Consider the following 21,517-nt stretch of genomic DNA (forward strand, 5'->3'; position numbering starts at 1 on the left):
ACGTGGGGGCCACCACTCTGCGTCAGACGCTTCTGCGGTCGGCCGGCAGTTGCCGCCGCGTCCTGGGTTCAGGATCCGGTGCGGTAGCGGGTGAGCATGAGGGCGACGGCTTCGTCCACGATCGTGGTGTCGGTGGGGTCGGGCGGGACGTAGTCGGTGCGTACGAGTTGGGGCCACAGGAGTTGGCCGCAGATCATGCCGAGGAACTGTTCGGCCACTGCGGAGGTCTGCTGTGTCTGTCCGTCGGCCGAACGGAAGTCGAGTGTGCCGGCCTCTGCTTCGGTGTCCAGGTAGTCGCGGAGCCGGTCGAAGAAGGGTCCGCGGTCGATGGCGAAGCCGGTGCCGACGATGTCGGCGAGTTCCGGCATCTGGGGAAGTTCGGTGATGATGAGGCGGCACAGTGCCGCCGTGCCGGGCCGCCCGATCAGGCAGGCGTAGTCGCGGCCGATGTGGTCCAGACCGTACCGGGGATCACCGGGCGGGGGTGGTGCGGCGTACTGCACGTCGAGCTGCCACTGTTCGGAGGTGACGGCGGCGAACAGCGCGGCCTTGGAGGGGTACCGCTTGAAGAGGGTGCCGGTGGAGACGCGGGCCTCTCGGGCGATCTGGGCCAGGGAGGTCTTGTCGTATCCCCGGGCGAGGAAGAGGTCGCGGGCGGCGCGGATGATGCGCGCGCGGTTCTCCGCTTTGATCTGCGCGTGATACCCGGCCTGGCACGTGTCGCCACCGGTTTCCGTTCGGTCACGGTCCGCCACCGACATGCCCACGCTCCTCGCCCGTCTCGCGGCCGCGTCCTCGCTGTCAGAGAACGGTCTGGCCACCGTCCAGGATAAGGTCCTGGCCCACGGCGAAGGCGGAGGCGTCGGAGGCCAGGTAGACGACGGCTTCCGCGACCTCCTCGGGCATGCCCATGCGACCCAGCGGGATGCCGGCGCTGATCCCTTCCAGGACCGCCGCCTGCACCGCGGGGTCCTCGATCCCGAGCTTGGAGTAGAGCGGGGTGTTCACCGGGCCGGGGCTGACCGCGTTGAACCGGATGCCGTGCGATTTGAGCAGGTCCGCGTTCCACGACCGCATCAGGGAGCCGACAGCCGCCTTCGTCGCGGCGTAGGCGTTCGACTGCCCGTAGCCGCCGTGCGCGCTGTTGGAGGCGTTGAGGACTACCGAGGACGGGTTGGCCAGCACGGGCACCAGGGCCTGCGTGAGGAAGAAGACGCTCTTGACGTTGATGTCGAAGAGCCGGTCGAAGCTGTCCTCCGTGTGGTCCTCGAACGGCCGCCAGTCCGATACGCCGGCGTTCAGGAACGCCACGTCCAGCTCCCCGAAGTGCTCACGCACCCGCTCCGCCAGGCCGCGCTGCGCATCGAGATCGCGTGCATCGGCCTGTACCACCGGCACCTTGTCCCCGAGGACCTGCCGCGCCCTGTCGATGCTGGCCGGGGTTACGCCCGTGACCAGCACGTCGGCCCCCTCCGCGACAAAACGCTGCGCGGTCTCCAGACCGATCCCACTCGTGCCGCCGGTGATGAGGGCGCGCTTGCCCGCAAGACGATTCATGTTGATTGTTCCTTGCCGAGGCGTTAGGTAAGTCGATGGACTCACCATCTGAAGGTAGCCCCTGAGCCACCCATGAGGCAAGTCGATCCACTTACCATCGACGCGTCGGCCGGTCAGCCGCGTTGCCGGCGGGCGCGCAGAGCGGCCCAGTGGCGCAGGCGCTCGGTGATCTGGGCTTCGTAGCCGTTGCGGGTGGGCTGGTAGTACGTCTCGCGGCCCATGTCATCGGGGAAGTAGTCGTCACCGGAGAAGCTGTCGGCTGTGTCCGGGTCGTACTGGTAGTCCTTGCCGTAGCCGAGGTCTTTCATCAGCCGGGTCGGGGCGTTGAGGATGTGGGCGGGTGGCATGAGTGAGCCGGTGTGCCGGGCTGATCGGTGTGCGGCGTTGAAGCCGCGGTAGACGGCGATGGACTTGGGTGCGGTGGCGAGGTAGACGACGGCCTGGGCGATCGCCAACTCGCCCTCGGGGGAGCCGAGTCGCTCGTACACGTCCCAGGCGGCGAGGGCCTGCTGGATGGCGTGGGGGTCGGCCATGCCGATGTCCTCGTTCGCGAAGCGGGCCAGGCGGCGGGCGACGAACAGCGGGTCCTCGCCGCCGTCGAGCATGCGGGCGAGCCAGTACAGGGCCGCGTCCGGGTCGGAGCCGCGCATCGACTTGTGCAGCGCGGAGATCAGGTTGTAGTGGCCCTCCTGCGCCTTGTCGTACAGCGGGGCCCGCTGCTGGATGTGGTGGGCGAGCCCGGCGGTGTCCAGCGTGGTTTCGGTGTCCGGGAGGGCTTGGAGCTGTTCGGCCATGTTGAGGAGGTAGCGGCCGTCGCCGTCCGCCATGGCGATCAGGGCGCGGCGGGCGTCGTCGTCCAGGGGCAGATGGTGGCCGGTGAGTTGTTCGGCGCGGTCGAGGAGTGTGGACAGTGCGGCTTCGTCGAGGCGTTTGAGGACGAGGACCTGGGTGCGGGAGAGGAGGGCGCCGTTGAGTTCGAAGCTCGGGTTCTCTGTGGTGGCGCCGATCAGGGTGACGGTGCCGTCCTCGACGTAGGGCAGGAAGCTGTCCTGCTGGGCACGGTTGAAGCGGTGGATCTCGTCGACAAACAGCAGGGTGCCCTGGCCGATGCCGCGTCGGCTTCGTGCGGCGGCGAAGACCTTGCGCAGATCGGCGACGCCGGAGAAGGTGGCCGACACCGGTTCGAAGGCCAGGTTGCCGGCGTCCGCGAGGAGCCGGGCGATGGTCGTTTTCCCGACGCCGGGCGGGCCCCACAGGATGGCGGAGCTGAGGCGCTGCTGGGCGACCATGCGGCCCAGCGGGGCGTCCGGGGCAAGGAGGTGGTCCTGCCCGACGACATCTTCCAGCCGGGTGGGGCGCAGGCGGTCGGCGAGGGGCCGGTCGGGCTCCTCGCCGAAGAGCGGCAGGGTCGCTGTCGGTTCCATCGGTCTCTCGGGTGGTGGGAGGCGGGCGTGTGCGGACGTGGCGAGCCTTGCACGGGACACTGACAGACGTCGGATCAGCCGCTCGCGGGGAAGTTCGCGGCGCTCATCGGGCACCGGGGCCGGTCGCGTCGCGGCAGCCGCTCGGCGACCAGGTCGTAGGAGTTCTCGACCGCGTCGGTGACCAGCCGCTCGGTGATGCCGGGGCCTGGCCCGAGCGAGATCCAGTGGCGTTTGTCGAGATAGCGGTCCGGTGTGATCGAGGCGTAGCCGCGTACGTGAGCGCGGGCGTGTTCGGGCTCGCACTTGACCGTGATGATCTGATCGTCCGGGCCGTCGGTGACGATCAGGAACACCTTGCCCGCGACCTTGTACACGTCGAGTCCGGGGGTGAAGGGGTAGCGTGGCTGACGTCGGGGAGGGCCAGGGCCGCCTGGCGGGCGGTGTCCTGGAGGCGGTCGCCGGCCGCGCTCACCGGGCCGCCCGTGTGCCGGTGCCGTAGGTGCGGGGGTCGACGGGCCGCTCGGCCCTGGGCAGATGGGCGACGACGAGCCGGTAGGAGTCGGTGACGAGCTCCCCGACGAGCTCCTTTCCGACGCCTTCTCCGCTCTCTAGGGTGATCCAGTGCTTCTTGTTCATGTGGTAGCCGGGGGTGATGTGGCTGTACTGCTCCCGCAGCGCGTCGGCCTCGCCGGGGTCCGCCTTGAGGATCACGACGGGACGCCCCGGGACGTCGGTCATCAGCATGAACACCTTGCCGCGCACCTTGTAGACCTCCCAGTCGGGGCCGAAGGGGTGCTCCAGCTGGGCTCCGGGGAGTTCCTCCGCGCAGTCGGCGGCAGTCTTGTGCAGGTCCGTTCCGTTCATGGGGTGGTGCCTTCCTCAAGAGGTGGTCGCGGCGGCGCGTCCCATCCTTCCCTCGAACCCGACAAGGAGGGCGGTAGACTGCGGACACGTGATGGTCGACAAGCGACACCCCAGCTCGAGCGGGCAGGCCGGGCCGGCCGCGGTTCCGCTGTACGGTTTCCAGCCCCCGGTCGGTACTCCGTACGGCCTTGAGGTGAACACCATCGAGGACTTCTTCGCCCAGCACGACGACTGGCCGTGGAACCCGCCCCGTCCGGTCCGCGCCACCTTCCACTACCTCATCGCGGTCACCGAGGGCGAGCTGCGGCACGACGTCGACCACGTCACGCGGACCGTCGCCCCCGGCCAGTGGCTCTGGGTTCGTCCCGGACACACGCTGTGCTGGCATCCGCCCGGCTCCGCCCGCGGCCCGTTCGTCCTGTTCGAACCGGATGTGCTGCGGCCCGACATCGCCCGTCTGCTGGCCCCGCTCACCGCGCACGACGCCCCGGCCGTGCTCAGCCCGCAACCTGACGACGCCGCCTGGCTCCAGCAGACAGCACTCCAGCTCCTGGACGAACACCGCGCACTCGGGCGCCGCCCCCTCGACATCCACCACGCCCTGCGCCGTAGCCTGCTCGAAGCGCTGCTGCTGCGCCTGACCAATGTCCCGGGCATCACCCCCACCGGTGCGGCCACCGCCGGCACCGGCCGCACCGACAGGTACGGACGCTTCCAAGACGCCCTGGAGCTGCACTTCCGGGAGCTGCACCAAGCCGCCGACTACGCCGAACTGCTCGGCTGTTCGGTCCGCACCCTCAGCCGCGCCGCCCGGGACGCCACCGGCAAGGGCGTACGTGAACTTATCGACGAACGCCGCCTCCTCGAAGCCCGGCGCCTGCTGGGAGGCGCCCGGTGGGATGCCCGGACGGTGGCCGTCCACCTCGGCTTCACCGACCCCGCGAACTTCGGCCGCTTCTTCCGCGACCGCACCGGCCTCACCCCTGCCGCCTACGCGGCCTGGTAGGCAACGCGTGGGTAGGTGTGCCGATCAGGCTGGGGTCAGACCCAGTTGGGGATGTGCTCTTCGGCGTAGCGGGCGCCGAATCCGCCGGTCGGGAGGATCTCGTGGATCGCGGCGAGATCGGCCTCGGTGAGGGTGACGTCGGCGCCGGGCTCCAGGCGGACCGCGTCCAGCACCGCCGTCCAGGACGTGCGGCCACTCTCCAGCGCGGCCACCACCGAGTACGGCCAGCCGGGCACCATCTGATGCTTGCCCTCACCCCGGCCGAACGTGCGGCAAAAGGCCCGGTCAGCACACGTGTTGGCGTCCGGCCGCAGCCACGGCGAGACATCCACCGCCAGCACGAGCCGGCCGTCCGCCGCCCGCGGCAACGGCACCTTGACCAAGGCCCGACGCAGCCGGGCGACATCGATCCGGCCCTTGTTGAGTCCGCCGTACAGAGCCCCGTGCCCACGGCGGTGTTCGGGTGCGAGCGCGAGATCGACCAGCGTTCGCACGGGCCCGTCCGTGCACAGCAACGCGTCACACGACTCGAACAACGCGTCGCCCCTTGCGGTCAGACACGCATACAGCTCCGATCGGAAGTGTGACACTTCCGCGAACGCATCCCGCAGGACGCTCTGGTGCACCAAACTCACGGACACGGCCTTCGTGCTGATCCACTCTGTGACGGAGCACAGGATCAGACGGGGGCTGCCTTCTCGTCCGCTGAACTGCGAAAACGCCGACCAAGTTCGAGCCGCGTTCGACGCCGGACCATAAATGACAAGCGGAGCTACCCCCGCACGTGCGGGGAGCAGCCGGCACTCTGCGGACAGTATCCGCAGGTTGAGGGACCATCGGCGGGCGCGGGGAGCAGAGTCGATCACCTGCGAGTTTCTCCCATGCAAGGCCCGTTTCTCAGCACTTTCACCGACTCCGGTATGCCACTCAAAAAACGTCCCAACTAACCGGCGCAAGTGGGGATGACGTGGGCAACAGGGAACAGCAGCACCTGGCCGCCATCGCAGCCGGTGGCGCCGGAATCTTCCCAAGCAGCACCTGAAGGACGTCGACAGCGTGCCGCTCGCGGGACCATCCCCACGCATGTGAGGCCAAGCCCCTGGCGGGCCTGGGAGGATGGCTCGCTGTGACGGCCGCGCTCGCCGCCACGGCGCGCTGGTCGCCCGCTGACTGCTGCTCCCAGACCGCCCGTATGTGTCCGGTGGCGCAATGTTCGGACGGGTGGCGACGTACGGAACAGTCGCTGTCGCCGCAGCCGGCTCGTTCGCCGTGATCAGCCTGTACGCCGACATCGGATACGAACCTCCACTGCTGGGCGCTGAAGGGGCCGCTGGGAGATGGTCCGACGGAAAGGGCGGCACGCTCACCCTCATGCCGGACGGCAAGGCCACAGCAACCCGCGTCAAGACGTTCGAGCTCGACGACTCCTTCGAAACCGTGATGCACGAATGCACCGGGACCCGGGTGCAAGACCGTGGATCCAGGAGGTGGTTGTCTCCGTCGACGACTGCCGCTTGGACACCTGGGAGGTACTCGGGACTCCCCAAGTTGTACTCTGCATCGGCGAACCCGACAGCTGGGCAGCCGTCGAGGGGCTCGCTGAGCGTGGCCTGTTCGGCTTGCCGGAGCTGATCCCAACTCCCCGTCAACATTCGCCGGTGGAAGCATCCACACGGCACGCTATGGTCGTGCACATGCAACCTCAGCAGCCGTCTCAAGCCCCCGTTCCACCAGCCTCGCCCTCGCCGATCACCCCGCCCGCCAGCAGCAGGGGGCCACTGGTGGCCGCTCTGCTGGTCGGTCTGCTGGTGGGCGGCGCAGGCGCGGGCACGGCCTGGGCGCTGACCGGCTCGGGCGAGGACCTAAGCATCAGCTCGGGTCCGGCGGCCGACGCACGGGGCGCGTGCAACGCCCTCGCCGGCTTCGACGTCTCCAAGTACGCGGTTAAGGGCGACGACGGCGAGGTGGCGCGCTACCGGTGGAACGGAGCCGTGGTTCTGTCCGAGGCAGCGGCCGCGGCCGACCCGGCGTACAAGCCCCTCGCGGACGCGCTGCGCCGCGCTGCCTACCGCCACCAGCAGGTCTTCGAGTTCGACGATCAGGTCAAGAAGGACATCGCCAAGTCACGGAAGATTTGCGCAGGCCTCTGACCCGTATGCTCTCGCGGGTGCCCACCTGACCGGCCCCCTCGTGCGGGCGGCGACGGCCGACAGGCTGCGGCCGGCAGCGGCGTCGATGTCCCTGCCGCTGGTCGCCCAGAACCGTGACGGGCAGGTCGTCGGGGCGCTGCTGGCCGTGCCGTCCGGCACGATCGTCACACTTACCTGCGCGAAGGGCCATCGCACCTGCCTGCACCGCTGCCCGAATGGCTAGGCGAAGAACTTGTGCGGACGGGACACACGATCCAGAAGCCGCCAGCCTCCTCACGGCCCGCGATTCCCCGCAGCCGCCGTCCCCGCACTCCAGTGCGCGCCCACCGCGTACTAGACCCGCTGCTGCTTGAGGTCGCCGAGTGCGCGGCCACGCCAGAGGGCGCCGCCTTCACCGAGAAGCTCAACAAGGCCGCCTACACAGCCGGAGGACTGGCGGCCGCCGGGCACCTTGACGAACCCGCCGCGCGCGCCGTGTTGCGCGAGGCCGCCGAGACCGCGCGCCCCTGGCAGAGTGCCCGCAACGAACGCATCATCGACGACGCCCTCGCCGCCGGGTCCGCCCGCCCGCTCCACCTCGAAGGACGTTCATGAGCAGCGCCGAGACGCCACGCTTCGACGCCACCGCCGCTGCCCAGCAGATGCTGGACCTCGAACAGACAGATCATCAGTCGGCCACCCTGCCCGCCCAGGCCCACACCTCCCCCCTCGCCACGCCGACCTGGGCGCTGCCGGCCCCGCTGCCCGGAACGCTCACCGACCGCGGCAACGCCAAGCTGTTCGTCAAGCTCTACCGCGACCAGTTCCGCCATGTCGAAGGCCTGGGCTGGTTCTCCTGGGACGGCTACCGCTGGAAGCGCACCGGCGGCGAGAAAGCCGCCCTGTGGGCTGCCGGCGAAATGGCCGAGGACATGCCCGACACCGACCCCCGCGGACTCTTCAGCGACCGCGAGCTCCACCACCACAAGAAGCGCACCCTCTCGACCACCGGCATGAAGGCCCTCCTCGCCCAGGCCAAGGCCTCCCCGGACCTGTCCGTCGACCCCGACACCCTCGACGGCGACCCCTACGGTCGTCCAGGCATGTTCTCTCCGAGTCCTCTGAATCGGGTCGCGGAAGGCCGTGAACGGTGATTCAGGCTGGAGCGTCAGCGTCGTTGTCATGGGCGAGGTTTTCGGTCGTCATAGCCGCAGCCTATGGGCGGCCCCGAGCGCCGGTCAGCCGGATTCGGTGCTGTCGTGCTGAGCGGAGCCGTGCAGGTTGCTACGGAACTCCCGGCCAATGTGCTGCCAGGCCTGGAAGGTGGCCTGCCTCCATCGCGGCCGGTCCGGCATACCGGTGTCGTCGGGCTCGGGCAGGCTGCCCCGACTCTTGCAGCTGCGGGCTGCTCGGACACTGATGCCCAGGTGAGCGGCGACCTCCGGGTACCCCCTCGGCTCGTCGGCGGGGGCGGCGTCGCGCGCCGTCCGCGCGGGGGCCCGAGCGTCACGGCCTGTGCCAATCGGTGCAGGCCGTACTCATTACTCGGTACCCGACAGTGGATGACCACCACCGGTACCGGTCGTACCCGCTCTACGCGTCCAGCGGTCTCGCTCGTAGGCGATCTCGGCGACCGCGTTCGGCACCTGGCAGTCGCCCTGCCCGTGCAGTACGCCACCCGCCTCCTCGACGCCCAGGAACCGGGCGCCCAGGGGGAGTTGCCCAGCCAGTCGACAGGGCAACGGCGTGCGGGGCGCCCTGCCCTGGCCCCATTTTCCTCCCTGCCGACCGGGCGGCAGACGGTGCCGAAATCCTGCCCCCCCTGGTCGCGATCTCCAACTCCCGGCCGTCCGCCCCCTGCTCGGCTGCGAGTCGATGCCGGGACGTGCAGGGTGCGCGTCAAGTCCCTTTCATTTGTTGGGGTTGCCCGTGGGATGACGGGTATCCGGTGCCCCGTGCGTGTGCCGTAGCGTGTGCGCACTGCGCCTGCCCGGGGGAGGTCGGTGGGTCGCAGCGGGCGGAGGACGGGGGTCGTGGTGGTCGGGGATGCTCAGGAGGACCGGAGTGCGCGGGCGGTGTGCCGCAGTGCTGATCCGGAGGAGCTGTTCGCCGAGGGTGCGGCCCAGAACCGGGCCAAGGCCCTGTGTACGGGTTGCCCGGTGCGTACCGAGTGTCTCGCCCACGCTCTCGATCACCGCATCGAGCACGGTGTCTGGGGCGGCATGACTGAACGGGAACGCCGTGCCCTGCTCAAGCGCCGGCCTACGGTGGCCTCCTGGCGCCGTCTGCTGGAGACGGCGCGCGCCGAGCACGGCCGGAACGGTACCGGGTACTGGGCGCAGGATGGTCTAACTGATCGTCTCAGAATGCCGTCCTGCGGACTTTCACCAGCACGCCGACAGCGAGATCCTGCTCAGCTTCCCAGGTCTGGGGCCCATGCTCGGCGCCCGCGTGCTCGCAGAGCTGGGCGACGACCGGGCACGGTTCGCCGACGCCCGGGCGCTGAAGTCGTACGCCGGATCCGCCCCCATCACCCGGGCCTCTGGCAAGAAGCGTTGGGGCCGCCGGTTCGTCAAGAACAACCGCCTCATCAACGCCGGTTTCCTCTGGGCCTTCGCTGCCCTCACCACCTCACCGGGAGCGAACGCGCACTACCGACGCCGACGCGAGCACGGAGACTGGCATGCCGCCGCACAACGGCACTTGCTGAACCGCTTCCTCGGGCAGCTCCACCACTGTCTCAAGACCCGACAGCAGTTTGACGAACAGCACGCCTTTGCACCACTCCTTCCAGCGCCTGCATGCCCCGCCAACCCGACCGACTTCGTCGACGAGAACAACGGCACTTCGACAGAGCCACGCTGTCGAGCGCGAACTCAATCAGAGGGCGTGACCGGGGCCCGCAGGCCGAGCCACTGATCGGCGTCCCAGGCCCGGAACCGCTCCGCTTCGGTGAACCCCAGCTTTGCCGCGAGGCGCATCGAACGGACGTTGGCGGTCTGGGTGGCGAGCACCACCGGCTCACCCGGAAGGACGTCTTCGAGCCAGTCCAGTGCCGCCGCGCACGCCTCGGCGGCATACCCGAATCCCCACGCCCGCGGCAGGAACAGGTAGCCGAGATCGACCTTCCCCACGGCAGTGGGGCAAAGGTGCTCCGTTGCTCTCCTGAGCAGGATCTGGCCGATCATCGCCCCTTCGAGATCGACGACGAAAATCCCGGGCCGCCGCCCGGGCACCTCGGGCATCTCGCGCTCAAGCTCGTCACGCGGGCGGGGGCCGCCGAGGTAGGTGTGCACCTCCGACGAGGCGTGCAGCTCGATGAACGCCGCACGGTCCCAGGCCTCGGGCTCACGCAGCACGAGCCTCTCGGTCTTGATCGGTGCAGGCGGCCACGCAACGGGTCCGAGATCATTCATGTTGGCCAGCCAATCAGCGGCCTCAGTGGTGATCAAGACTCGCGATCCCTCTTGACTTCTTATCCCCCTGAGATGTCTTTGAGGGCCCGGACGTGCGATCCGTCCACGGAACAGTCGTCCAGGTCCAGCAGGCCGGCGCGGCGAAGTCGGTCAACAGGGCAGCATGCAGGCGGGGCCAGACGCCGGCCTCGGTCCAGTCCCGCAGCCGACGCCAGGCCGTCACCCCGGAGCAGCCCGCCATCTCCGCAGGGACATCGCCCAACGCGACACCGGTTCGCAGCACGTACATGACGCCCGCGAGCGCCACTCGGTCGGGAACACGCAGCCGCCCGGGGTGGCGACGGCGCCGCTCGGGAGTGGGCGGCAGCAGCGGGGCCACCCGCGCCCACAGATCGTCAGAAACAGAATCAGCACGCACTCCGGACACCCTGCCGACCAAGATCGTCGAGCACAAGACCCGCGGCTGAACTCATTCTGAAACGATCAGTAAGGCGGGCTGAACCTACGCTCGGTCTGCGGCACAGCCCGCAGGTGTCGGTGGCCGGGGAGGCTGCGTTGTCTGGCCTGCAGGTCCACGATGTGGATCAGTAGCTGTTCACACAGTCTCGTGGTTCAGGTGGATGAGCCCTTCGAGGGAGCCCAGGCGGGCGTGCAGGGCGGGATCCGGGGTCGGGGTGGTGGTGAGCAACAGCACCTGTGCCGAGGAGTGTTCCGGAGCGTAGAGGTCATCTTCGCCGTCGCCGGGGACGGGGTTGGGCTGGATCTCTATCCGTCCGTTGGGGCTGCTGGCGAGATGGTAGATGCCCCGGTAGTCGCTGTCGCGCTCGGTGAAGACCAGCCCGAGGCGGTCGCTGACGAGCCGGGCCAGCTCGTCGGCAGTGTGGGTGCTGGTGCCGTAGGTGTGGTGGTCGGTCATGGTGCACCAGACCCTATGCCGTGACGATGGCGGGGCGCTCGACCAGTTGTCCGCGTCTGTGTGCGCTCACGGCCCGCCGCCACTGCTGAGCGGACTCGACGAGCGTGAAGACCATGGCCAGGGCGGCGGTGCGGGAGCTGGCCCCGCTATTGGTGCGCAGGCGGACGGTGGCGAAGGGGGACTCGTCCGCAGATGGATCCAGTGCTCGGCGGGGAAGTCGTAGCACGTCAGCAGCTCGGCCTCGTCGTCGGTGACCCCGCCGAGAACGCCGCGGCACCCGCACGGCGCTCGCGCTGCACCTCCCAGCCCTGCCGCCGGTCCGGGCAGCACACGTCGGTGCGCTGCACCCTCTACGGCCGTGTGCCCCATCTGCTTCTTGAAACGAACACGTCGGCGTACATTTCCCGCACATTCTTCGTACTGATATCGATCGAGGATGAGCTGCATGACCGCGGCCACTGTGATGTCGCCTGGGCGCTGCCTCGCCGCCGGGTGCCGGTCGGGCGGTGCTGTGTCGGCGGTCTGCCGCGGGTGCCGTGTGGGCAGGGCGTGTTCGACTCTTGCTCGCGCTCGGCGGTGGACGGCGTTGTCTGCTTCCTGTTGTGGGCTGAGATGCGTCTGGCCTCGTCGTTTGCGGTGCGGGATGAGCAGGCCCGTGCCCTGGTAGCCGCCGTCGGCGATGGTCGGTGCGCCGCGGCAGGCCCGGTCGACGCCGGACTCCGTGAACGCGCGGCAGTCGTTGCGGCTGCCGGGCAGCGGCACGCCGATCGCCGCAACCAGGTGGCTGTTGGCGTCGATGAAACCTGCAGGTTGGTCGAGTAGCGGTAGTTCTTGCTCGAGGCCGCGATGCTGCGGTCACGGGTGGGTACCAGGGTGCCGTCGACGATGTAGACGGTGTCCTTGCGCGGCCGGCGCGCAGGCGAGATGGCCAGCAGCGGTGCGAAGTGATCGAGGATGCGATCGGCCGCAGACTGCCACCGCGGACACGGGAACACCGCTGGTCACGCTGTTCGTCGACGGCGGCGCCCACTCCATCCAGCTGACCTGGCCCGGCCCCGTTCCCACGCCGATTGTTGACGGCAACCGGATCCTCTACCCGGAGATCTTCCCCGGCGGTGACCTGGTCCTGACGGCCGATGACGAAGGGTTCGGCCAGGTCGTCGTGGTGAAGAACCGTCAGGCGGCTGCAGACCCGCACGTGCGCCAGCTCGAGGAGCCGCTCTGCGACGGTGCCGGTTCTGCAGGGACGGAGGGCAGCGGCGACTGCGTCACGGGTCACGGCTACGGCGCCGTCAACACCGACAAACGCCGCGAGATCCTGCTGCCGCCCGGCGCCCCGAGCCCATCCACCCTCACCCAGATCGTCGCCGCCGGCGACATCACCGGCGACGGACGCACCGACTTCCTCGCCACCATCGGCAACGCACTGTGGGCCTTCACCGGCTACCACGGCGCCACCATCGACCAGGCCACCCAACTGTCCTCCTCCCCCTGGCTCGACCGCGACCTGGTGACCGTCATGGACGTCAGCGGCGACAGCATCGCCGACATCGTCTACCGCCACGACCCGACCGGACGCCTGCTGTTCCGCAAGGGCATCGCCGCAGCCACCGGCGGCGTCAACCTCACCTCCCTGGCCGCCGCCGCCGACTCCGCAGGCGGAGCGGACACCGAGTACGGCGCCTCCGGCTGGTCCAGCACCGCCATCCCGCTGTTGATGGGCACACCCGACGTGAACAACGACGGGATCCCGGACATCTGGGCGGTCATCTCCACCGGACAAGTGAGGTTCTACCCCGGCAGCAAGACCGCCCTGTCGGGCAGCGGCACAGAAATCATCACGCCGAAGACGTACTGGCAGACCCGTATCGCCATCGGCTGAGGCCACCCAGCAACCCTTCACCCGTCGGTCTCCCGGACAGTTCGCTCCGGGAGACCGACCCCTCCACCGCAGAGCCCAGACTCCACACAATCCGGGCTGGCGCCCCTGGTCACCGCCCTAGTAGGGCTTGGTCATCTTCACTCGTGAGTGGCGTGTCTGCTTGCTCGTGGGTGTCATTGGGCTGGTGTGACACCTGAGGAGATGGCCGAAGTCCGGGAGGACTTGGAGGCGTTCGCGGCGGGGTTGTTCGACGGGTTCTTCCGTGCGGATCAGCGGCGCTGGGGGCTGGCGTATGTGCGCGGGCTGCTGCTGGACGGCAGACGTAAGTCGGTGGAGCCGATAACAGCTCGCCTGGGCGAGGACGGCAACCGGCAGGCGCTGGCACACTTCATCACTTCCAACCCGTGGGATCCGGCGCATGTCCGGGCCCGGCTGGCCTGGCGGATGCACGAGGCGATCGGTCCGGAAGCGCTGATCATCGACGACACCGGTTTCCTCAAGGATGGGGACGCCTCGGCGTGTGTGTCGCGGCAGTACACCGGGACCGCGGGCAAGGTGACCAACTGCCAGGTGGGCGTCTCGCTGCACCTGGCCCGCGATCATGCCTCGGCCGCGGTGAACTGGCGGCTGTTCCTGCCCGGCTTCGTGGGATCCCGCCTCCGCGGACGCGGATGCGGACAAGGTCGCCCGCCGCACCCGCTGCTCGATTCCTGCAGGTGGGGCATGTGGAGAAGTGGCAGTTGGCCCTGGACATGATCGACGAGACACGGTCGTGGGGCATCGATGTCCCCCTGGTGGTCGCGGACGCCGGATACGGCGATGCCGCCGCCTTCCGCCTCGGCCTGGAGGAACGAGATCTGCCGTATGCGGTCGGTGTCTCCGGCCGGCACACCGCGCACCCCGCCGACGCCCGGCCCGTCCAGCCGGTTCATGCGGGCACCGGACGACCACCGAAAGTGCAGTATCCCGAGCCTGCGCAGACGATGAAGGATCTGGTCGTCGCGGCGGGGAAGGCGGCCGCACGGCCGGTGTCCTGGCGGGGGGCCCCGCCCAGGCAAGGGCCGCAGTGGCGTCAAGCGCATGTACTCGCGCTTCGTCGCCCTCAGGGGCCGTCCTGCCGGACGCGGCATCCGCAAGGTTGCCGATGATCCGGAGCTGCCCGAGCGGTGGCTGTTGGCCGAGTGGCCGGCCGGCGAGAGCGAGCCGGTGCAGTTCTGGCTGTCGAACCTGCCCTCCGGGATGCCCCTGGCGACTTTGGTGCGGCTGGCCAAACTCCGCTGGCGCATCGAACACGACTACCGAGAGATGAAACAGGCCCTGGGACTGGCCCACTTCGAGGGTCGCACCTGGGGCGGCTGGCACCACCACGTCACCCTCGTCTCCGCCGCCCACGCCTTCTGCACCCTGCAACGACTGACGCGAGACCCAAAAGACACAGCGCTGGTCTGAGCCTCTACCAGGTCGTCCGCGACCTGCAGACACTCCTCGCCACCTGGACCGGCGCCTGCCCCACCTGCCACCGCGACATACCCACACACATACGAACCTGACCAAGCCCTACTAGGACTCGTCGCGCGGGGTGATCCCTCCGGCGTACACGTTGTCGGGTGTGACGACGGACGTGACGGCGCGGGCGACGAGGGTCGACGGCTCCTGGCCGTCGACGAGGGAGTCGGTGTTCAGGATGAGGACCAGGGTGGCCTTCTGCGAGGGCAGGTAGACGGTCACGGTCTCGTACCCGGGCAGGGAGCCGTTGTGCCCGATCCAGCCGTTGGTCCGCAGGATGCCGAGGCCGTAGTCGGTGCCGGGGAAGCCGGTCGGCAGCACCCTGAGACGCTGCGCCTGGGTCTCGGCGCTGAGCAGCTTTCCGGTGGCGAGGACGGGGGCCCAGCGGCGCAGGTCCTGGAGGTTGGAGATCATGCCGCCGGCCGCCCAGGCCCAGCTGGGGTTCCAGTCGGTGGCGTCCGCGACGGCGCCGGTCAGCGTCTGGTCGGTGTATCCGTGCGCGTGGGGCTCGGGGAACTCGGCGCCCTTGGGGAGGAAAGTGTGGCGCAGACCGGCCGGGCGGACCACCCTCTCGTGGATGACGTCGGCGAGCCGCTTTCCGGTCACCTTCTCGACGACCAGGCCGAGCAGCACGAGGTTGGAGTTGGAGTACTGGAACGTCGTGCCTGGCGCGAAGGTGTTCGGGTGCCGGTAGCCGTAGGAGAGGACCTCCCACGGGGTGAACGGGCGCTTCGGAGCGCTCAGCAGGTCGTGGACGAAGTCGGGATCGGCGGTGTACGGGAACAGGCCGCTGCGCATCTCGGCGAGGTGGCGCAGCGTGATCTTCTCGCCGTTCGGGACCCCTCGGATGTAGTCGTCGATCGGGTCGTCGAGCCTGACCTTGCCCTCGTCGACGAGCTGGAGGAGCGCGGTGACGGTGAAGGTCTTGGTCTCGCTGCCGATGCGGACGTAGGTGTCGGCGAACATCGGCCGGCCGGTGGTCTTCTCTGCGACGCCGGTCGCGCGGACGTAGCAGCCCTTGCCCGGCATCCACAGGCCGACGACGAGTCCGGGGACACGGGCCTGCTTGCGGACGTCCTCGACGGTCTTGTCCAGCCGGGCGGTCAGCTCGGGGCCGAAGCCGTCGGCGGGGCAGTCGTCGCCGCCGTGCGGACCGGCGGCCGTGGCGGGAGCGTGTGGGGCCGGGACGGCCGTGGCGGGAACGGTGGCCAGCGGGGCCAGCACGGACGCCGCGAGCAGCGTCGCGGCGAGCAGTCGGCGGGGGGAGGTTCGTCTCATGGTGGGGGCGCCTCTTCCAGGTCATGGACGCGGACGGCGACAGATCAGCACCAGCTACGGCGCGAACGGCAGACCGCCCGGCCGGGCCCCGGCGAGTCCACTCGTTCGGCGCCCCACTCCCGAGCCGGTTCCGCGCCGCCGCCCGCTGCCGCTCAGCGCGCCACGGCCGCCAGGTCCTCGCAGGTCCGAGTCGGCGGTCAGGGCCGCGTGGACGGCTTCCAGGACGGGGAGTTCCGCCGTGGAGGCGCCGGTCGCCGGGGCCACGTCCTTCGCGGCCAGGGCGACGGGGAAGTGGGCGCCGGTCGCGGTGCGCGGCCGACGGCGCCTGCGAGGGGGCCCGCGCCGAGGGTGCGCAGGGCCAGGTCGCGGGGCAGGCCGAGGGAGTCCGCGAGGGTGAGCGCCTCGCCGATCAGGGCGACGCCTCCGATGACGGCGTTGATGAGGACGAGCTTGAGGGCGGCGCCGGTGCCGGGGCCGGCAGGCGGTGACGGTGCCGAGCCGGTCGAGGACGCCTTGCCGCGCTCCATGGCGAGGTCGATGCCCTTGAGGACCTCGAGTCCGCCGACTTCCTGCGCTGCATCAACCACCTTGGACCGCCGCTGGTCCCGCCGCGGCAACGACCCGAACACATCGGCAACTGCGCAGGCCGCGGTGCTCTTAGGGAAGGGGCTCGCTCACCAACAGCCCGCTCACCTCCAGAAGGTCTGCGCCACTCTTCTCAATCGCGGCTCCGAGCACCTCGCGAAGCTCCGCCGCGTACGCGCTCCAGACAGCGGCTTCCGCCAGCCCCTCTCGCACGCGCTCGCTGCGGGCGGCGATGAGCAAGGAAACCGAAGGTCCTTCAGCTTGAACTCACGGGTCCACCGGTCTGCCTCAGGTCGGTGGACCCGTGGGTTCGGTTGGAACACGAGGATGCTGTGCAAGTCGAAGAGCTTCGGACGTGACATCGGCGTCGACCTGCGCCTGTGTTCTGTCGCCGTATTCGAGGACGTCGTAGTCGTCGTCCAGGTTGGCGAGTCGTTCGACCAGAGGCAGCTCGTGCCCGAAGCGTTGGTGGATCCGGAAGGCCAGCTCGCGTGGTGTCAGTTCGCCGGCCAGCATCCGGGCGGCAAGTGCTCGCGCGGCGGCTTCCTGTCCGGCAACGCTGCCCGCTGGGTGGAAGGTGAGGCCCAGTTCGTCGAGTGCCGGGGGAAGCAGGTCGGGGACGTCGTAGTCCGCCTCCGAACGTGTGCACGCGGCCAAGATCCGCAGGGCAGAACTGTCGACGCCAGCAACGAGTGCATCACAGGCAGCAGTGACGACGTCGGTTGCGCGGATCTCGCCCATGCTCCAGAGAACGGCACGATCCTGAAGCTGGCGGGCTGCTGGTTCACTCGACGACATCTGCCCATGATCTCGCCTGTGGGTTGAGCAGGTTGAGTGGGTTTCACTGCGATGCCTGCTCGGCAGTTTCTCCCAGAAGCGCGCGTGCTGAGTCCGCGTAGCGGATGGCGGTCTTCTCGTCGATGCCGAAGACGAGGGTGAGGTGGAACGGGTCGGCGCCGTGGGTGAGGGCCTCTCCGAGCTGGCGGTCGACGCGGAGCCGTTCGAGGGTAGCGGTGAGGTTGCGGGTGGCCCGGGTGGTCCAGAGCTTGCCGGTCGGGCCGAGTTCGACGGCGGTCTTCTGAGTGATCAGCAGGTGCGGGTTGGCCGTGTTCGGCCAGATGCAGCGCAGCATTCGCATGGTTTGGTCGGCACACAGCGGCTGGACGGCTAGCAGGTTGTCTCACCGCGCCGCAGCAGACGAGGTGCGGCTCTGGGTGGCGGTGAAGTAGGTGAGGAGGGCCTGTTCGGCCGGCTGGAGGGTGCGGATCGCACGGATCCGCAGCCGCTGGAGAAGCTCCTCCGGGAGGGGGAGCACGTCCTCGGGAAGGGGGAGCCGGTGGGGCGTGTCCCAGCGCCGGCCCATCCGCCGGACGAGCCCGAGGGCTTGCATCGTGGCCGCGAGCTCCCGCACCGTGGTCGGCGCTGGAAGGGAACGCTCACGCAGCGCGGCCGCGAGCCACTCCTGGTGGGCGGCAGCGGCGGCACGGATCTCTTCGGCCTCCTCGGGGGTGGTGTCGGTGAGATCCTCGTCGTCGACCCACAGCACCGGCGAGTCCAGGCCCTCGTCGCCGAGTTGGAGCGCGTGGACGGCGCCCTCGCCGAAGACCTGCGAGACGACGTCGTCCAGATCCCCTTCTAGACGCTGGACCGTGGCCGTGCCGAACAGCATGGCGATCATCATGGGCTGATGCCGCGGCAGAACATGCGTCCACAGGCTCGGGAACCAGTCGTTGTGCAGGGACAGATACTCCCCTGCGGGCGGCGCGGCGGCGGTACCGGACGGCATGACGCTTTCCGATCGAGAGGGGATCCTTCCCCAGCAACGACGACACCACCTCCGGGTGCCGGACAGGACCTTCGCGCTGTGCCGACCGGGCTAGTGTCGCTGCATGACCCTCAACGCTGACGAGCGCGGACTGCTGCGCCGCGTCTCCGAGAGAGGCAGCCCTGCCAATCCGCCCGAGTACTTCCACAGCATCCACCCGCCGAACTTCCCCGCGTCCGCGGCCGAGGACGACCCCGTCGCGAGGCGTGGGTGGAGCTGCAGATGAAGCTCTATCGGGCCTACATCCGGCTGCATGAGCTGGGCCTGGTGAAGGTCGTGCACCCGGCCAACGGCGAACGGGGCGACCTCGTGGTGGTCACGGAGGCCGGCCGCGCCGCACTCGCGTAGACCCCGCCCCGGGCACGGCGCCCAACGTCCGGCCGTCAACCGGCGGCACCCGTCGGCACCGTCGTCCGGCTCAGCGAGGTACTTGGCGTACCTCTGGTCGGACTCGCCCTGAGCGAGGCCTCCTGACAGGGCCTGCGGCGGATGGTCGGCGGCGGTGAACACCGCCATGATCGTGAACGAACCACTCCGTCGATCAGCGCGCCACAGGGCATACGCGTACTGGAGGCCGGGTTCTGCTGTTGTCAGCCGAACTGCTCAACCGCGCTGTGCAGCGGCGTCGGTCACCAGCTGCCACATCTCATAGTTCCCGCATTCTGCCGTGATCTCAGCCGTCGCCTGAGCCGCGGCGAAGAAGTCGTCGGCCAGCGGCGAGGTGCGCGACGCTGCCATCGCGACGAATACCTGGTCGGGCGCCAGGTCCAGGACGGGCACGTACCTGATGTCCGGCCGTGAGTAGAACACGGTCTCCGAGCGCCCCACGAACGAGATGCCAAGGCCGGCCGCGACGTGCTCGAGCTTCTCCTCCACCCCGCGCACCCGGAGCCCGGAGTCGGGGTGCGGACGCCTGGTGGGCTGCGTGCTCGGGTCGGCATGCCAGATCAGCGGCTCACCGGCCAGGTCCGCCTCGGTGACCTCCTCCTTGCCGGCCAGCCGGTGGCCCGCGGGCAGCGCCACCATGAGCGGCTCGGTGTAGAGCGGCATCAGGCGCAGGCCGGTCTCGTCGATGGGCAGCCGCACATAGCCGACGTCGACGCGGCCGTCAAGAAGCATAGGGACCTGGTCGTCCCATTCCATGCGCTGCACGTCCACGACCACGTCCGGATGGCGGCCACCGAACTCTCGCGCCGCGGGGATGACCGGGATCCCAGCCCGAAAACCGACCACCAGCCGCTGGCCGCCACGGGCAGCCGCGGTCACCCGGCGCCTGACCGCTTGCGCGGAGGCGAGCAACGGACCGGCGTCGTCCAGGAGTTGTCGGCCCGCGTCCGTCAGCGTGACGCCGTGGCTGTCCCTGGTGAACAGGGGGGCGCCGAGGTCCTGTTCCAGCGCGCGGATCTGCCGGCTGAGCGCCGGCTGTGCGATGTGCAGGTCCTCGGCGGCGCGGCCGAAGTGCAGTCTGTCGGCGACGGCGACGAAGTAGCGCAACTTGCGGAGATCCAGATCCATGGGGCCCCTCCCGGTCCGGCAATGCCTTGAGGTTATCACCACGGTTGAAACGGGTCTTGGACACCCGCTCAGGCCGATGGCATTGTTCATGGGGCCGAGGGAATTCGCTACAAGAATTCGGGATCGGTAATTGCTACTCATCAATTCAATGGAGTGATCGTGGGAAAGCTCGATGGCAAGGTAGCGGTAATTACCGGTGGATCCACCGGATTGGCACTGGCCGGGGCCAAGCTTTTCGTCGAGGAAGGAGCGCATGTCTTCATCCAGGCCCGGCGGCAGGAAGCACTGGACGAGGCCGTCGAACTGATCGGCCGCAACGTCACCGCCGTCCAGGGTGACGCGTCCGACCTGGACGACCTGGACCGCTTGTACGACACCGTCAAGCGGGAGAAGGGCTCGATCGACGTGCTGTGGGCCAGTGCCGGGATGGGCGAGCCCGCCATGCTCGGCGAGATCACCGAGGAACAGTTCCACCGCTCCTTCTCCCTCAACGCCCGCGGCACCCTGTTCACAGTGCAGAAGGCACTACCACTGCTCAACGACCACGGCTCGATCTTGATGACCGGATCCAACGCCTCCCTCGGCGCCTTCCCCGGCTGGAGCCTCTACGCGGGAAGCAAGGCGGTCCAGCAGGCGTTTGCCCGTGTCTGGCTCAACGAGCTGCGCGACCGCAAGATCCGGGTGAACGTCCTGACCCCCGGCCAGGTCGGCACGGCCAAGCAGGAAGAGCTGTTCGACGAGGCGACCAGGACTGCCTTCGAGTCCCTGATCCCCCGCGGAAAGATGGGCCGCCCCGAGGAGATCGCCACGATCGCCCTGTTCCTGGCCTCCGACGACTCCAGCTACGTCAATGGTCTGGAGCTGGTCGCCGACGGCGGCACCACCGCTATCTGAACCACGCACGAACGAGACCGGACCACGCACGAACGCGGCAAGAGCGGCGCCTCGAGAACAGGCGCCCCCGAGAACAGGAAGAGAGCACAGATCATGAGCAGCATCACCTTCATCGGTGCGGGGAACATGGCCCGCACGATCGGCGCGCTCGCGGTAGCGGGCGGCAACACCGTCGAGGTCATGGCACGCGATCAGTCCAAGGCCGAGGGCCTGGCCAAGACTCTGGGCGGCGGCACCACGACGGGTGAGTGGGGCGCCGTCCCGGCCGGGGACATCGTCATCACGGCCATGTTGTACGACGGGGTCGTTCCGGCCGTCGCCCAGTACGGGGACGCCCTCGCGGGCAAGACCATCGTCGATATCAGCAACCCCTTCAACACCACGGGCGATGGCCTGGCCCACAGCGAGGAGACCTCGATCGCACAGGAAGTCGCCAAGCTGGCCCCGGCCGACGCCAACGTGTTCAAGGCCTTCAACACCATCTTCCGTGGCGTTCTGGAGAACGGCCGGCCCGACGTCTTCTTCGCCGGTGACGACCCGCAGGCCAAGGCGGACGTCGCGGCATTCATCGAGAGCCTCGGACTGCGCCCGCTGGACGTCGGCGGCCTGAAGATGGCGCACTGGCTCGAAGGAGCGGGCGTGCTCACGGTAGGCCTCGCCGGCAACGGAATCGGCCACGGGAACTTCGCCCTGGGCGTCAGCGAGTTTACGGGCTGACCC

General features: G+C 69.2%; 20 protein-coding genes and 8 pseudogenes. 12 read left to right on the forward strand and 16 right to left on the reverse strand.

Annotation, left to right across the window (positions count from 1 at the left end; all coding sequences use genetic code 11):
• Positions 1–68: 68 nt before the first annotated feature.
• The 5 genes from ACFWJX_RS37665 to ACFWJX_RS37685 all read right to left on the reverse strand — a co-directional run bounded on the left by ACFWJX_RS37665 (position 69) and on the right by ACFWJX_RS37685 (position 3,845).
• Positions 69–761, reverse strand: coding sequence for a TetR/AcrR family transcriptional regulator (locus ACFWJX_RS37665; RefSeq protein ID WP_383251138.1), 693 nt, complete (start codon positions 759–761; stop codon positions 69–71).
• 40 nt (positions 762–801) lie between these two features.
• A complete protein-coding gene (locus ACFWJX_RS37670; RefSeq protein ID WP_383251140.1) occupies positions 802–1,557 on the reverse strand; it encodes an SDR family oxidoreductase in 756 nt (251 codons plus the stop codon).
• Between the two features lie 113 nt (positions 1,558–1,670).
• Positions 1,671–2,981 (reverse strand): replication-associated recombination protein A, encoded by a 1,311-nt coding sequence (locus tag ACFWJX_RS37675; RefSeq protein ID WP_383251142.1) that lies wholly within the window; start codon positions 2,979–2,981, stop codon positions 1,671–1,673.
• A gap of 74 nt (positions 2,982–3,055) precedes the next feature.
• Complete coding sequence (locus tag ACFWJX_RS37680) at positions 3,056–3,355, reverse strand: MmcQ/YjbR family DNA-binding protein (RefSeq protein ID WP_383251143.1); 300 nt, start codon at positions 3,353–3,355, stop codon at positions 3,056–3,058.
• Between the two features lie 94 nt (positions 3,356–3,449).
• The gene (locus ACFWJX_RS37685) at positions 3,450–3,845 is read right to left on the reverse strand and encodes an MmcQ/YjbR family DNA-binding protein (RefSeq protein WP_383251144.1); all 396 of its coding nucleotides are present in this window, start codon (positions 3,843–3,845) and stop codon (positions 3,450–3,452) included.
• A 193-nt stretch (positions 3,846–4,038) separates the two neighbouring features.
• On the opposite strand from ACFWJX_RS37685, the gene ACFWJX_RS37690 reads away from it, so the two are divergent.
• Positions 4,039–4,851: a helix-turn-helix domain-containing protein gene (locus tag ACFWJX_RS37690; protein ID WP_383251146.1), complete on the forward strand. Its 813-nt coding sequence runs from the start codon at positions 4,039–4,041 to the stop codon at positions 4,849–4,851.
• An 80-nt stretch (positions 4,852–4,931) separates the two neighbouring features.
• On the opposite strand, the pseudogene ACFWJX_RS37695 reads toward ACFWJX_RS37690, so the two are convergent.
• A pseudogene (locus ACFWJX_RS37695) lies at positions 4,932–5,486 on the reverse strand (transposase); the annotation flags it as partial.
• Between the two features lie 1,146 nt (positions 5,487–6,632).
• Here ACFWJX_RS37695 and ACFWJX_RS37700 point away from each other — a divergent pair.
• The 5 genes and pseudogenes from ACFWJX_RS37700 to ACFWJX_RS37720 all read left to right on the forward strand — a co-directional run.
• Positions 6,633–7,001: a hypothetical protein gene (locus tag ACFWJX_RS37700; RefSeq protein WP_383251148.1), complete on the forward strand. Its 369-nt coding sequence runs from the start codon at positions 6,633–6,635 to the stop codon at positions 6,999–7,001.
• A 315-nt stretch (positions 7,002–7,316) separates the two neighbouring features.
• Positions 7,317–7,595 carry a hypothetical protein gene (locus ACFWJX_RS37705; RefSeq protein WP_383251150.1) on the forward strand — a complete coding sequence of 93 codons (279 nt, stop codon included), beginning with the start codon at positions 7,317–7,319 and terminating at the stop codon, positions 7,593–7,595.
• Positions 7,592–8,071: pseudogene (locus ACFWJX_RS37710) on the forward strand (DNA primase); the annotation flags it as partial. The gene ACFWJX_RS37705 and the pseudogene ACFWJX_RS37710, both read left to right, overlap by 4 nt.
• Positions 8,072–9,016: 945 nt before the next feature.
• A pseudogene (locus ACFWJX_RS37715) lies at positions 9,017–9,310 on the forward strand (WhiB family transcriptional regulator); the annotation flags it as partial.
• Between the two features lie 52 nt (positions 9,311–9,362).
• Positions 9,363–9,899 (forward strand): annotated as a pseudogene (locus tag ACFWJX_RS37720) (transposase); the annotation flags it as partial.
• Here ACFWJX_RS37720 and ACFWJX_RS37725 read toward each other — a convergent pair.
• The 4 genes and pseudogenes from ACFWJX_RS37725 to ACFWJX_RS37740 all read right to left on the reverse strand — a co-directional run.
• The gene (locus tag ACFWJX_RS37725; protein ID WP_383251256.1) at positions 9,857–10,396 is read right to left on the reverse strand and encodes a GNAT family N-acetyltransferase; all 540 of its coding nucleotides are present in this window, start codon (positions 10,394–10,396) and stop codon (positions 9,857–9,859) included. The pseudogene ACFWJX_RS37720 and the gene ACFWJX_RS37725 sit on opposite strands and share 43 nt — an antisense overlap.
• 77 nt (positions 10,397–10,473) lie before the next feature.
• Positions 10,474–10,814, reverse strand: a pseudogene (locus ACFWJX_RS37730) (transposase); the annotation flags it as partial.
• A 177-nt stretch (positions 10,815–10,991) separates the two neighbouring features.
• The gene (locus ACFWJX_RS37735) at positions 10,992–11,312 is read right to left on the reverse strand and encodes a hypothetical protein (RefSeq protein ID WP_383251152.1); all 321 of its coding nucleotides are present in this window, start codon (positions 11,310–11,312) and stop codon (positions 10,992–10,994) included.
• 549 nt (positions 11,313–11,861) lie between these two features.
• Positions 11,862–12,286, reverse strand: a pseudogene (locus ACFWJX_RS37740) (transposase); the annotation flags it as partial.
• Positions 12,287–12,585: 299 nt separating this feature from the next.
• Between ACFWJX_RS37740 and ACFWJX_RS37745 the strand changes: the two are divergent.
• Both ACFWJX_RS37745 and ACFWJX_RS37750 read left to right on the forward strand, forming a co-directional pair.
• Positions 12,586–13,194: pseudogene (locus ACFWJX_RS37745) on the forward strand (hypothetical protein); the annotation flags it as partial.
• Positions 13,195–13,395: 201 nt separating this feature from the next.
• Positions 13,396–14,643 (forward strand): annotated as a pseudogene (locus tag ACFWJX_RS37750) (IS701 family transposase).
• A 111-nt stretch (positions 14,644–14,754) separates the two neighbouring features.
• Here ACFWJX_RS37750 and ACFWJX_RS37755 read toward each other — a convergent pair.
• From ACFWJX_RS37755 to ACFWJX_RS37775, 5 genes are all read right to left on the reverse strand, one after another.
• Positions 14,755–15,978, reverse strand: a complete 1,224-nt coding sequence (locus ACFWJX_RS37755) for a serine hydrolase domain-containing protein (RefSeq protein WP_383251154.1) — start codon at positions 15,976–15,978, stop codon at positions 14,755–14,757.
• Positions 15,979–16,175: 197 nt separating this feature from the next.
• Positions 16,176–16,565, reverse strand: coding sequence for a hypothetical protein (locus ACFWJX_RS37760; protein ID WP_383251156.1), 390 nt, complete (start codon positions 16,563–16,565; stop codon positions 16,176–16,178).
• Between the two features lie 286 nt (positions 16,566–16,851).
• Positions 16,852–17,361 carry a hypothetical protein gene (locus tag ACFWJX_RS37765; protein ID WP_383251158.1) on the reverse strand — a complete coding sequence of 170 codons (510 nt, stop codon included), beginning with the start codon at positions 17,359–17,361 and terminating at the stop codon, positions 16,852–16,854.
• Positions 17,362–17,404: 43 nt separating this feature from the next.
• Positions 17,405–17,695 (reverse strand): hypothetical protein, encoded by a 291-nt coding sequence (locus tag ACFWJX_RS37770; RefSeq protein ID WP_383251160.1) that lies wholly within the window; start codon positions 17,693–17,695, stop codon positions 17,405–17,407.
• 48 nt (positions 17,696–17,743) lie between these two features.
• Positions 17,744–18,349, reverse strand: coding sequence for a DUF6042 family protein (locus ACFWJX_RS37775; RefSeq protein WP_383251162.1), 606 nt, complete (start codon positions 18,347–18,349; stop codon positions 17,744–17,746).
• A gap of 103 nt (positions 18,350–18,452) precedes the next feature.
• Between ACFWJX_RS37775 and ACFWJX_RS37780 the strand changes: the two genes are divergently transcribed.
• Positions 18,453–18,614: a hypothetical protein gene (locus ACFWJX_RS37780; RefSeq protein ID WP_383251164.1), complete on the forward strand. Its 162-nt coding sequence runs from the start codon at positions 18,453–18,455 to the stop codon at positions 18,612–18,614.
• Positions 18,611–18,736: a hypothetical protein gene (locus ACFWJX_RS37785; RefSeq protein ID WP_383251166.1), complete on the forward strand. Its 126-nt coding sequence runs from the start codon at positions 18,611–18,613 to the stop codon at positions 18,734–18,736. Before ACFWJX_RS37780 ends, ACFWJX_RS37785 begins: the two co-directional genes overlap by 4 nt.
• Positions 18,737–18,991: 255 nt before the next feature.
• Here the strand turns inward: ACFWJX_RS37785 and ACFWJX_RS37790 are convergent, their stop codons facing one another.
• Positions 18,992–19,903 (reverse strand): LysR substrate-binding domain-containing protein, encoded by a 912-nt coding sequence (locus tag ACFWJX_RS37790; protein ID WP_383251167.1) that lies wholly within the window; start codon positions 19,901–19,903, stop codon positions 18,992–18,994.
• Between the two features lie 159 nt (positions 19,904–20,062).
• Between ACFWJX_RS37790 and ACFWJX_RS37795 the strand changes: the two genes are divergently transcribed.
• Positions 20,063–20,797 (forward strand): SDR family oxidoreductase, encoded by a 735-nt coding sequence (locus ACFWJX_RS37795; RefSeq protein WP_359133221.1) that lies wholly within the window; start codon positions 20,063–20,065, stop codon positions 20,795–20,797.
• Between the two features lie 93 nt (positions 20,798–20,890).
• Positions 20,891–21,514 carry an NADPH-dependent F420 reductase gene (locus ACFWJX_RS37800; protein ID WP_383251169.1) on the forward strand — a complete coding sequence of 208 codons (624 nt, stop codon included), beginning with the start codon at positions 20,891–20,893 and terminating at the stop codon, positions 21,512–21,514.
• Positions 21,515–21,517: the final 3 nt, after the last annotated feature.

The organism is Streptomyces sp. NPDC058335 (assembly GCF_042723915.1).
In the GTDB taxonomy this organism is placed as follows: domain Bacteria; phylum Actinomycetota; class Actinomycetes; order Streptomycetales; family Streptomycetaceae; genus Streptomyces.

Excerpts from the sequence above, each read along its gene's own strand:
- ACFWJX_RS37775 (WP_383251162.1), bottom strand. The coding sequence starts at position 18,349 with ATGCCGTCCGGTACCGCCGCCGCGCCGCCCGCAGGGGAGTATCTGTCC.
- ACFWJX_RS37800 (WP_383251169.1), top strand. The coding sequence starts at position 20,891 with ATGAGCAGCATCACCTTCATCGGTGCGGGGAACATGGCCCGCACGATC.
- ACFWJX_RS37685 (WP_383251144.1), bottom strand. The coding sequence starts at position 3,845 with ATGAACGGAACGGACCTGCACAAGACTGCCGCCGACTGCGCGGAGGAA.
- ACFWJX_RS37790 (WP_383251167.1), bottom strand. The coding sequence starts at position 19,903 with ATGGATCTGGATCTCCGCAAGTTGCGCTACTTCGTCGCCGTCGCCGAC.
- ACFWJX_RS37785 (WP_383251166.1), top strand. The coding sequence starts at position 18,611 with ATGAAGCTCTATCGGGCCTACATCCGGCTGCATGAGCTGGGCCTGGTG.
- ACFWJX_RS37665 (WP_383251138.1), bottom strand. The coding sequence starts at position 761 with ATGTCGGTGGCGGACCGTGACCGAACGGAAACCGGTGGCGACACGTGC.
- ACFWJX_RS37765 (WP_383251158.1), bottom strand. The coding sequence starts at position 17,361 with ATGTCGTCGAGTGAACCAGCAGCCCGCCAGCTTCAGGATCGTGCCGTT.
- ACFWJX_RS37725 (WP_383251256.1), bottom strand. The coding sequence starts at position 10,396 with ATGAATGATCTCGGACCCGTTGCGTGGCCGCCTGCACCGATCAAGACC.
- ACFWJX_RS37675 (WP_383251142.1), bottom strand. The coding sequence starts at position 2,981 with ATGGAACCGACAGCGACCCTGCCGCTCTTCGGCGAGGAGCCCGACCGG.
- ACFWJX_RS37735 (WP_383251152.1), bottom strand. The coding sequence starts at position 11,312 with ATGACCGACCACCACACCTACGGCACCAGCACCCACACTGCCGACGAG.
- ACFWJX_RS37755 (WP_383251154.1), bottom strand. The coding sequence starts at position 15,978 with ATGAGACGAACCTCCCCCCGCCGACTGCTCGCCGCGACGCTGCTCGCG.
- ACFWJX_RS37780 (WP_383251164.1), top strand. The coding sequence starts at position 18,453 with ATGACCCTCAACGCTGACGAGCGCGGACTGCTGCGCCGCGTCTCCGAG.
- ACFWJX_RS37670 (WP_383251140.1), bottom strand. The coding sequence starts at position 1,557 with ATGAATCGTCTTGCGGGCAAGCGCGCCCTCATCACCGGCGGCACGAGT.
- ACFWJX_RS37770 (WP_383251160.1), bottom strand. The coding sequence starts at position 17,695 with ATGCTGCGCTGCATCTGGCCGAACACGGCCAACCCGCACCTGCTGATC.